The following is a 9011-nucleotide window of genomic DNA, read 5'->3' on the forward strand; positions in this document are numbered from 1 at the left end:
CGGTCGCGTTGGCGACTTTGCCCGAGGTCTCCCCCGCCGCGTTCGCCGTCGCGGCGGCGGCGACGCTGTTCGGCTCGCTGTTCGGCCGTACCGCGCTGCGGCCCGCGTGGGCGCCGGCCACGGGCGTGCTGCTCTACGCGACGGCGGCGGCGACGCTGTACCGGCTCGACGTGGGGCAGTCGGGGCAGGCGGTGGCCGGCGTGTGTGCGGCTGCCGTACTCCTGGTGCTCGCGACCTTCCTGCACGACGTGCCCACGGGCGCGGTCGCGGTCGAGGGGGTGGCCGGCGCGGCGGCGATCGTCGCGATGGGGGCGTCCGGCGACCTGTTGCCGGTCGCCCTGGGCATCGCCTCGGCGGCCGTGCTGCACAGCGCGTTGCGCAGCCGCACCGTACTGCGCCCCGGCTGGGCACCGGCCGCCGTCGTCCTGGTCACCGCGACGGTGCCGGCGGCGTTGTACCGGTGGACCGACATCGAGCCGGTCGGGCCGAGCCTGGCCGCGGTGGCGGTCGCGATGGCCGTGTACGTCGCTTGCGCCCGTCTCCCGCGCGTCGGTCTCCCGACTGCGCTCACCGCGGCGGCCTGCGCCGTCGTGGCTGTAGCCGCGACCGTCGCCGCCGACCCCGAACAGCTCTGGATCCCGCTCGCGATCATCGGCCTGGGCGCCCTGACCACGCCGCGCGGCCCCCTACGGCTGCCGGCGCACATCGCGGCGGTCCCATTGCTGTTCGCCGCCTACTGGGTTCGGATGGCGCTGTTCGGCGTCGAGCACCCGGAGGCGTACACACTGCCACTCGGGTTCGCCCTGCTGACCGAGGGCCTGCTCCGGCGGCGCGCCAAGCCCGACACGAACTCGTGGGCGGCATACGGCGGTCCGATCGCCGTCCTCCTGCTCCCGTCACTGCCCTCGGCGCTCACCCGAGGCGACCCCGTACTCCCGAGCCTCCTGGGCCTGGCCGCGATCGTCACCCTCCTCCTGGGCGCCCGCTTCCGCCTCCAAGCCCCCCTCTTCCAAGGCGCGGCAGTACTGACCACCGTCACCCTGGTCCACCTGCTCCCCCACCTGGCCCCGGTCTACAACGCAGTCCCCCGCTGGGCAATCCTCGCCACCACCGGCCTACTCCTCATCCTCACCGGAGCCGGCTACGAACGCCGCCTGAGAAACCTGAAACGCCTCCGCCAAGCAGTAGCCCGCCTGCACTGACCCACCGTCCGACGCTTGAGGACAACCACCAACCAACAAGCCCCACCCGAGCAACCCCATCAGCCCGTCCGGCGTTTGAGGACAACCACCCACAAACCGCCGGCCAACAAACCCACCACCAATTCAGCCCGTCCGGCGTTTGAGGACACCCACCCACAAACCGCCGGCCAACAAGCCCACCACCAATTCAGCCCGTCCGGCGTTTGAGGACACCCACCCACAAACCACCAACCAACAAGCCCCACCCGAGCAACCCCATCAGCCCGTCCGGCGTTTGAGGACAACCACCACCCCACCAACCAACCCACACAAGCGGCAACGGCAACGGCAGCCACACCGCCCAACCCCGCCACTACGTCAACGACCGCAACTCGTCAAGCACCTCCGCCACACACCCCGGATCCGCCCGATAGGGGAGGTAGAACCCCAACCGGTCGGCCACCCCGTAGGCCCGCCCGGCCAACTGCTCGGCGACGTCCTTCGGTTCCCCCACCGCCACCACCCGCCTCAACAACGTGTCGTCGATGGCGTGCGGGATGTCCGCCCACCGCCCCGCCCGAACAAGCGCGTGCAGCTCGGCCTGAAGCGGCCCGTACCCCTCCGCATCGAGCACCGGCCGATACGCGGGCGTGGACGCATAGAACGCGACCATGGCCCGTGCCCCCTTGATCGCCTCCCGCAGTTCTTCCTCGGTCCGCCCCGCCGCCACGATCACGTCCAGCATCACCGAGAACTGCTCCCGGGTCCGCCCCGACAGCACCAGACCGTCCCGCACGCCGTCCGCCAAAGGACCCCGCACGAAGAGGTCCGTATTGAGCGGATGCACGAGCAACCCGTCCGCGTTCTCCGCCACCATCGTGGTCATTTTCCGCCCCACGCCCCCCGCGAGCAGCGGCGGAAGCCCGTACGGATTGGGCTGTGGCCGCAACGTGGGCGGCATCAGCGTGAGGTCGAAGAACTCGCCGTGGAAATCGAGAGGCGTGCCCTGTTGCCAGCACGTCAGGACCGCCTTCACCGCCCGCAGCGTCTCGGCCATCCGCGCGACCGGCCGCGACCACGTCGCGCCGTAGCGGCGTTCGATGTGGGCCTTGATCTGCGTACCGAGCCCGAGCCGAAACCGCCCGTGCGACGCGAGGTGCAGGTCGTACGCGGTGTGCGCGAGATGCACCGGACTCCGCGGGAACGCGACCGCGATGTTCGTCATGATGTCGACGCCCGCGGCCGCCGCCGGAACGAGCGGCAGGAACACGTCGTGCGGCCCCTCGAACGTGAAGACCCCGTCGAACCCGGCCTCCCCCAGTTCCCGAGCCCGAGCCCCGGCCTGATGCAACGGCACATCCAGCAACGTATCGACCGGCAACACCCGAGCCACCCCTCCGAGTCCACAGCACACCCACCGCCGCACAGAGCTACGCCATCGAGCCGACAAGGTCAAGGCAGACCACGCGGCACGGGGCGGGCCCGGGGCGGACCTGAGCGGGGACGGGCGCGGGCGTGTCGCTGCTCGTGGCGCATTGCCGAGAAGGGCGGGGCTCGGACCTGCGCGCGTGTGGGTCGAGGCGACTCCCGCCCCGAACGCCACCCACGCCCCACCACCATCCACGCCCCCACACCACCCGCACCTCACCCCGCCGCGCTCCGCGCCAAAACGCACGAAGGGCCCGACCGAAAAATCCGGCCGGGCCCCACGTGTCGAACAAAAGCGGTCAAGCGATCAAGCACATGCCACGAACGATCTCAGCCCTCGATCGGCTCAGCCGTCAGCATGCCGGAGTTGATCTCGCGCAGCGCGATCGACAGCGGCTTCTCGTGCACGTGGGTGTCCACGAGCGGACCCACGTATTCCAGCAGGCCCTCGCCGAGCTGCGAGTAGTAGGCATTGATCTGCCGAGCACGCTTCGCCGCGTAGATGACGAGGCTGTACTTGGAGTCTGTCGCCTCCAAGAGCTCGTCGATGGGCGGGTTGATGATGCCCTCGGGTGCGGTGGAAGAAGCTGACAAGGCGCGGGCCCTTCGAAAAGCTGCGAAAGCTGCGGGTGAATGTCGGGCTGCCGTCGATCAACGGGCAGCCACAACGATCAAGATACGTTCATCAAGGCTAGCAGTTCGCGTACGACGTCTTCGACGGACGTGTTGACCAGCGTCACATCGAATTCGGATTCCGCGGCCAACTCGACCTTCGCGGCGGCCAGGCGCCGCTCGATGACCTCCGGGGATTCCGTTCCCCGGCCCACCAGACGGCGGACCAATTCGTCCCACGAGGGCGGGGCGAGGAACACCAGGCGTGCCTCGGGCATCGCCTGCCGAACCTGCCGGGCGCCCTGGAGATCGATTTCGAGCAGGGTGGGAACGTCGGCTTGAAGCCGTTCGAGCACGGGCCGTCGCGGGGTCCCATATCGGTTCCCGGCGAATTCGGCCCATTCGAGCAGTTCGTCCGAGGCGATCAGCTTGTCGAACTGATCGCCGTCGGCGAAGTGGTACTCCACACCGTCGCTCTCCCCTGGACGGGGCTTGCGTGTGGTCGCGGACACAGACAGCCAAACCTCGGGGTGACGGCGGCGCAGGTCAGCGACCACCGTGCTCTTGCCGACCCCGGAGGGGCCGGAGAGCACAGTGAGTCGACGGGTGCCGTGCACGGTACGGGGATCGTTGCCGGCGCCCGCGTCAGGACGCGGAGCCACCGAATTCCCGTTCGAGCGCTGCGATCTGGTTCGTGCCGAGACCGCGGACACGCCGGGTCTCGGAGATGTTGAGCTTCTCCATGAGCTGCTTGGCGCGTACCTTGCCGACGCCGGGGAGGGATTCCAGCAGGGCAGATACCTTCATCTTGCCCACGACCGGATTGTCCTTGCCCTCCTTGATGACGTCGCTGAGCGAAGCACCGGAGTTCTTGAGCCGGTTCTTCACCTCGGCGCGCTCCCGCCGAGCCGCAGCGGCTTTAGCGAGCGCATCCGCGCGTTCTTCGGGGGTCAGGGGTGGGAGAGCCACGCCGTGTCACCTCGGACTTCGTTGCGATCCTCAAGGCCGCCCGGCTCGGACGGCCACCAACAAACAGTGGAACCTAGCTGGTCAGAGCGTTCGCGGCAACGCGCGACACTCCACCGGGCCGGCTCACGAGGGAGCCTAGTCGGCGAATCGGTCTGCGTCGCCCGAATCCATGGGAAAAGCCCGGCTACCTGGGCAAGAACCCTGACCTGACGGAGCGTCGGACTCGTTGGGGGCGGCCGGCAGGCGCAGTCGTGCCTCCGCGCCCCCTCCCGGCGCTCTTGCGAAAGTCAGCTCCGCTCCGATGACTCGGGACTGCCCGGTTGCGATGGTCAGGCCCAGGCCGGTACCGCTGCCGCGTTCGGGACGGCCGGTGCGAAATCGTTGGGGCCCCGACTCCAGGAGTTCGGCGGGGTAGCCGGGGCCGTGGTCGCGCACCGATACGGTGGAACCGTCGACGACGACCACCACGGGCGGGGCGCCGTGCCGGTGGGCGTTGACGATCAGGTTGGTCAGGATGCGCTCCAGCCGGCGTGGGTCGGTGCGCACGCGCGCGGCGGCGCGTAGCTCGACCGTCACGGCCGGGGTTCCGGCCGCCTCGGCGTGGGCCGCGGCGCGGCGGACCGCGGCGGACAGATCGCATTCGACGAGGTCCGCGCGTTCGGCGTCGGCGTCCAGCCGGGATACCTCCAACAGGTCTTCCACCAGCGTGTTCAGGGCCCGTACCCGGTCTTGGACCAGCTCGGTGGGACGCGACGGCGGAAGCAGTTCGGCAGCCGTCACCAAGCCGGTCAGCGGGGTGCGCAGCTCGTGCGCGACGTCGGCGGTGAAACGTTGTTCCTGGCGTAGTCGGCCGCGCAGTTCGCCGGCCATCCGGTCGACCGAGTCGGCGAGTTCGGCGACCTCGTCCCGGCCGCGGACCGGGCCCACCCGACCCTGCGGGTCGCCGTCGGCGATCCGTCGGGTGGCCCGCTGGACGTGGCCCATCCGGCGGCTGATCCCGCCCGCGACGAACACACCCATGAGGCCGGCGAGTGCGACACCGATCACACCGGAGAACAGGATGATCCGGTCCAGGTCGGTGTCCGCGTTCTGCTGGATGTCGTACGGGGAGGCCACCGACACGACGTGGTCGCCGACGCGGGTGGCGGCCCAGATCGTCTCGCGTGGGCCGCTGCCGACGAGCACGGTCGCCTTGCGGCCGCGGTCGACGAGTGGCGTGAGTGCGGCGGGCAGCGCCGTCGAGTCCAGGGCTGCGCCCGTGCTCGCGACGTCGCCGGTGGCGCCGTATTCGCCGAGCGCGGTCTCCAGACGCGCGAGCGCGATGTCGCGGCCGCGGTCGATCCGTTGGTTCTGCGACACCTCGCGTACGAGGAGGCCGCTGACCAGGGCGGTGACGATCGCCATGGCGACCATCGCGGCGCTGATCCGCAGCCGGAGGGTGTTGCGGAAACGGCCTCGCGGGCGCGTCGAGGCGGCCTCGGCGGCCGAACTCACCGGCGGCGCAGCTTGTAGCCGAACCCGCGTACGGTTTCGATCCGGTGCGCGCCGATCTTGCCGCGCAGGCGCTGTACGTGCACGTCGACCACGCGCGTGTCGCCGCCCCACGCGTAGTCCCAGGCGTTCTCCAACAGCGTGTGCCGGGTGAGCACGGTCCCGGGCTTCTTGACGAATTCGAGCAGCAACCTCATCTCGGTGGCGGTGAGCGAAACGGGCGCCCCCGCCACCGTCACCTCGAGGTTGACCGTGTCGATGTCGAGGTCGTCGAGGTCGGCCAGGTCGTCGTCGCCGCCGAGGCGGTCGTCGGGCGAAGACCCGGCCGAAGGTTCGGCCGGCCCGGAAGTCGCCGAAGACGCGGCGCCGGCGGAAGACGCCGAGGGCGCGGCGGTATCGACTCGCCGCATCACCGCACGCAGCCGGGCCACGAGCACGGCGCTCTCGAACGGTTTGGTGATGTAGTCGTCGGCGCCCGCCTCCAGGCCCGAGACGATGTCGATCGGGTCCGTGCGGGCGGAGATCATCAGGATCGGTACGGTGCTGTTCTCCCGGACCCGTCGGGTGAGCCCGACGCCGTCGAGGTCGGGCATCATGACGTCGGTGAGCACCGCGTCCGGGGGATCCGCGCGGAAGGATTCGAGCGCGGTCAGCCCGTCGCCCACCGCGGTGACCCGAAATCCGTAGCGCTGGAGCGCGAGCGCGGTCGCCTCCCGGATCACCTCGTCGTCCTCGGCGAGGAGCAGTCGAGGGCCGAGCGCGTCGTCGGTCATGGGCCGTTCCTGTTCGTCGTCGCCGGCGCGGGAGTCGCTCCACTCGGGGCCGGGCCGCCCGGAGCCGATCCACTCGCGGCCGGCCCGTTGGGGATCGGTGCCTTCGGTTTGGGGGCGACCTTGCACTGGTCCGCGCCGCCCTCGGTCTGGAGCACGATCGGGTTCAACTCGCGGCCGTTCCAGCGGTACCGGGTGCTGTATTGCAGGCTGGGACAGCACACGGGGTCGGACGCGGCGTAGAGCCGCTCGTGGGTGACCACGTCCGCGCCGAGGGTGTCGATGCCGGTCAGGAAGTCCTCGACGCCGAGGATGTGCGCAATCCGGCCGTCCAGCAGCGTGTAGGCGAGCAGGCCGGTTCGGCCCGACGGTTCGTCGACGGCCACGAGGAGGTCGACGTGGCCGTCACCGGTGAGGTCGCGGTACATGGGCTCACGCAGGCCGCAGTCGGCGGGGCAACCGCGAACGCGGGCACGCATCTCCTCGCCGGGCACGCGATCGGCGAGCACGATCGCCTGGGGGCTCACGTCGCGCAGGTCGCCGCTGTCGGGCGCGCTCAGCGGCACCGTGATGGACTCCGGCTCGCGTACCGCCGCCCCGGGGGCATCCGGGAACGCCGAAGGGGCGCTGGAGGGCCACAGCGGGACCGCCACGGGGGGCGGGGTGATCGACGGGGCGGCGCCGCCGTCGACGGCTCCCCCGTCCCGAGCACAGCCGCTCAGGCCGCTCAGGCCGCTCGCCGTGAGCAGGCACACCACGACTGCGACTGCCGCTCGCCGCTTCGTGATCATCCGGACATCATGACCCGATACGGGCGATTTTCCGTGCGTTGACGAGGTGAACGGGAGGCCGAGTCGACAGCCCACATCGCCGCACCGAACCCACGCACCGCATCCGCCGTCGAATCACCGAGCGAATCGCCCCACGGCACCGCCCGCTCCGAACCCGACACGTCGAAACGGTGGCCCGCCAACCACGATGAGAGCAGTGCTCTCGGTTGTGAGCGGCGTCCGCGCACCGCGCCGCAGGGGTGAAACGGTCGGTTGGGCGGGCTTCGGGGTGGGCACCCGGCCGACCTGTGAGCAGTGATCTGGAGTACGAATGGCGCTCTCAATAGCGAGCGATGCTCTCGGTTGCGATCAATGCTCTTGTTTTGGAGGGGCGCTCACGCACGGCGCGACCTGCCATCGTGACGAACCCGAACCCGAACCCGCGACGGCGCCGGAACCCGTCACGTCCCCAAAACCGGGACCGGCCCCAAGCCTCAAGCCTCAAGACCGAAACCCGCATCCCGAAGCCCGGAGCCTCGTAGCCCCGAAACCCCGACCTCTCAGAACCGGTCGCCCACCCCGCCACACACACCACCCACCACACCGAAGGTCAGCGCGCGGCAAGCCCCTCCGCGATCGCCCGCGCCGCCTCGCCCACATCCGCCGCGCCGGTGATCGGGCGCCCGATCACGAGCAGGTCCGCCCCATCGGCCAACGCCTGCTCCGGAGTGGCCACCCTGCTCTGATCGCCGAGCGCGGCCCCGGCGGGCCGTACCCCCGGCGTGATCAGCACGATGCCCGGACCCACCTCGGCCCGGACCGCCGCCACCTCGCGCGGCGAGCACACGATCGCGCGCGCGCCGGCCGCGACCGACAGACCGGCAAGCCGCCGCGCGGCCTCGATCGAGGGGCCCGCGAGGCCGATCGCCGTGAGGTCCTCCTCGGCCAGGGACGTCAGCACGGTAACCGCGACGATCTTGATCTCGGGCGCCGCGTCGGCGGCGGCGCGAACCATCGCGCTGCCGCCGCTCGCGTGCACCGTCAGATAGGTCGGCGCGAGCCGCGCGATCGAACGCGTCGCGCCCGCGACCGTGTTCGGGATGTCGTGCAGCTTGAGGTCCAGGAACACGTCCCGGCCACCGCTGGCCTCACGGGCCCCTACAACGCCGTCCGCGCCGTCTCGCAGGAAGACCTCCAGGCCCACCTTGATCGTGCTCACATGCGGGCCCACGGCCTTTGCCCACGCGAGCGCGCGGTCGAGGTCGGGGGCATCCAGGGCTACCGCCACGGGCGCAACGTTGCTCATCCGAATCCCACTCTCATCGAACCAACCGAACCGAACCGACCGAACCCAACCGGGCCGAAGCACCCGACCCGCCCAAGCCGAACCCAACCGACCGAACCCAACCAGGCCGCAGCACCCGACCCGCCGAGCCGAACCCAACCAACGGAACCCAACCGAGCCGAATCACCCGACCCGCCCCAACCGAACCGCCCGAGCCGAACGACCCATCCAACCCGGCCCGATCCAACCCGGCCCGATCCAACCGAGCCGGACCCAACCGACAGGACCGACGACACCAACAGGACCAACGGGACCGACGAGACCGACAGAACCGACGGAACCGACCGATCCGACCGACCCGACCCACCAGCCCCGAGCCGACCCGAGCCACCCCAGCCAAACCCTCCGCCCGGGCCGCCCCACCCGACCGGCCCCGAACCCGCGCCCCACCCCGCCCCGGACATGCCAATGCCGGCACGCCCCCCGCCCGTACCGGCACCGACCC

The 9011-nt window shown here is 70.7% G+C and carries 8 protein-coding genes and 1 pseudogene; 1 reads left to right on the forward strand and 8 read right to left on the reverse strand.

What is annotated here, in order from left to right; all coding sequences use genetic code 11:
- Positions 1-1202 (forward strand): annotated as a pseudogene (locus GT354_RS00265) (hypothetical protein); the annotation flags it as partial.
- A gap of 352 nt (positions 1203-1554) precedes the next feature.
- Here the strand turns inward: GT354_RS00265 and GT354_RS00270 are convergent.
- From GT354_RS00270 to pyrF, 8 genes are all read right to left on the reverse strand, one after another.
- Complete coding sequence (locus GT354_RS00270; protein WP_346011753.1) at positions 1555-2538, reverse strand: TIGR03617 family F420-dependent LLM class oxidoreductase; 984 nt, start codon at positions 2536-2538, stop codon at positions 1555-1557.
- 401 nt (positions 2539-2939) lie between these two features.
- A complete protein-coding gene (gene rpoZ / locus GT354_RS00275) occupies positions 2940-3203 on the reverse strand; it encodes a DNA-directed RNA polymerase subunit omega (protein WP_020551792.1) in 264 nt (87 codons plus the stop codon).
- A gap of 77 nt (positions 3204-3280) precedes the next feature.
- Entirely contained in the window at positions 3281-3883 is a 603-nt protein-coding gene (gmk, locus tag GT354_RS00280; RefSeq protein ID WP_346011754.1) for a guanylate kinase, read from the reverse strand.
- The gene (gene mihF, locus GT354_RS00285) at positions 3867-4190 is read right to left on the reverse strand and encodes an integration host factor, actinobacterial type (protein ID WP_026218483.1); all 324 of its coding nucleotides are present in this window, start codon (positions 4188-4190) and stop codon (positions 3867-3869) included. Before mihF ends, gmk begins: the two co-directional genes overlap by 17 nt.
- Positions 4191-4325: 135 nt before the next feature.
- A complete protein-coding gene (locus GT354_RS00290) occupies positions 4326-5684 on the reverse strand; it encodes a HAMP domain-containing sensor histidine kinase (protein ID WP_346011755.1) in 1359 nt (452 codons plus the stop codon).
- On the reverse strand, positions 5681-6454 hold the full coding sequence (locus GT354_RS00295; RefSeq protein ID WP_161354093.1) for a response regulator transcription factor: 774 nt from the start codon (positions 6452-6454) through the stop codon (positions 5681-5683). Before GT354_RS00295 ends, GT354_RS00290 begins: the two co-directional genes overlap by 4 nt.
- Complete coding sequence (locus GT354_RS00300) at positions 6451-7242, reverse strand: hypothetical protein (protein ID WP_161354094.1); 792 nt, start codon at positions 7240-7242, stop codon at positions 6451-6453. Before GT354_RS00300 ends, GT354_RS00295 begins: the two co-directional genes overlap by 4 nt.
- A 589-nt stretch (positions 7243-7831) precedes the next feature.
- Entirely contained in the window at positions 7832-8527 is a 696-nt protein-coding gene (pyrF, locus tag GT354_RS00305; protein WP_161354095.1) for an orotidine-5'-phosphate decarboxylase, read from the reverse strand.
- Positions 8528-9011: the final 484 nt, after the last annotated feature.

The organism is Streptomyces sp. SID3343, from assembly GCF_009865215.1.
Classification (GTDB): domain Bacteria; phylum Actinomycetota; class Actinomycetes; order Streptomycetales; family Streptomycetaceae; genus Embleya.

Coding starts and splice junctions, on each gene's coding strand:
- GT354_RS00295 (WP_161354093.1), bottom strand. CDS start 6,454: ATGACCGACGACGCGCTCGGCCCTCGACTGCTCCTCGCCGAGGACGAC.
- GT354_RS00300 (WP_161354094.1), bottom strand. CDS start 7,242: ATGATCACGAAGCGGCGAGCGGCAGTCGCAGTCGTGGTGTGCCTGCTC.
- pyrF (WP_161354095.1), bottom strand. CDS start 8,527: ATGAGCAACGTTGCGCCCGTGGCGGTAGCCCTGGATGCCCCCGACCTC.